The sequence below is a fragment of the Anaeromyxobacter sp. SG64 genome, assembly GCF_022690745.1.
Taxonomy (GTDB): domain Bacteria; phylum Myxococcota; class Myxococcia; order Myxococcales; family Anaeromyxobacteraceae; genus Anaeromyxobacter; species Anaeromyxobacter soli.
This window is the reverse complement of sequence record NZ_JALCZB010000199.1, coordinates 1-1,318: the sequence shown is the minus strand read 5'-3', so window position 1 is coordinate 1,318 and position 1,318 is coordinate 1. Positions and strand designations below refer to the sequence as shown.

The window sequence follows — 1,318 nt, the reverse complement described above, 5'->3', positions numbered from 1 at the left end:
CCTGACGGATCCCCTCAAATCAGCACACCTGAGCGGCAGCGATACGCTCTCGGAGTGAGTCCCATGGTTCTTCCGCCAGGGCGCCTTCGAGGAGGTCCGGCGCGTGGTCCGCGAGCACGAGTCTGCCCAGCATCGCCAACGAGAGGACCCGTCGTCTCCTAATCGTGTTCGCCTGATACCGCCTCTGAAGGTCCGCCGCCTCTGCCGCCAGGCCGAGCAGCACGTAGAGCACGTGAGCGAAGGCGGCAAGCAGCAGAAGAACGTCGGCGCGCGAACTGGATTGCGTTCTGGCGTAACTGAGTGAAATCCCGAAGCGGTGGCTCTTCGCGTCGCGGAACGTTTCCTCGATCTGCATGCGGAGTGAGTACATCGCGACGACCTTCGCCGGCCGCGCGCTCAAGGACGTCGCCAAGATCCACGGCTCTCGAGCCGCTCGCTTCTGTCTCTTGGGGCCGAAGTCGCGCTTCGCCGGGCGTCGCTGATACTTCGGCTTCTTACGGATCCCAACGACGCGCGTCCGGAAGTGAGTCTTGCGGCCGATTTCGTACGAGCCGAGCTCGGACGCCGTAGCGCCGGTCATCTTCCAGAGGCGCTCGATGTCGCACCACGCTTCATCTCGAGCGGATCGGATCAGGTTCAAGCCGCGAACCCGTGAGATGTAGTCCCAGCCGTACGACAGGACGAGCTTCATCCACGGCGTACGGAACCCCGCGTCGGTCACAATGATGGGCATACACACCGGGAGAACTGCCTTCACGTTATCCAGAAACGTCTTGTTCACGTAGGGTTTCATGTAGCTGTTGATGCCATGCGTCTCGGCGTAGATGATGAGCGCTCGGCCTTGGTACGGAACCGCCGCGACGAGCGCCCACAGCTGCGTCGTCACGGCTGTCCAGTCGACGATCACGAGCGGACGCGATCCCGGCTGCACCAGGCCGCGCGCGAGCGCTCGATAGAAGTCGACGCGCTCACGATGGATGTGCCGGTTTCCGAGGAGCCGGTCGATACGCTTGATGCCGTGCCTGTGGGTGGTGGCCCCGGCGATCGCGCGGCCCAAGCTCGTCAGGGACAACTTCCCCGACCTCAGCAGCGTGTAGACAGCGGCGAACACCAGCCGCACCCGCGAGAGGTGAATCGACCCTAGCTCGTGCTCGAATCGTCGCTGTAAGATCTCTTCGGCGCGCATTCGTCTCCCCTCTTCGTCCTGGCAGACTCAGAGGATCAGAGGCGCTTGCGCGCTTCAACTTTCAAACTGCCTCGTATCGCAGACGATCGATCTCACTCGCCATTTGTCGCGCGATCGTGGGGATACTTCAGG

1 protein-coding gene is annotated in these 1,318 nt (G+C 62.8%); it reads right to left on the bottom strand.

Annotated elements, in window-relative coordinates; translation table 11 throughout:
- Positions 1-19 precede the first annotated feature (19 nt).
- Positions 20-1,186, bottom strand: coding sequence for an IS4 family transposase (locus tag MNZ29_RS24050; RefSeq protein ID WP_242341606.1), 1,167 nt, complete (start codon positions 1,184-1,186; stop codon positions 20-22).
- Between the last annotated feature and the right edge of the window lie 132 nt (positions 1,187-1,318).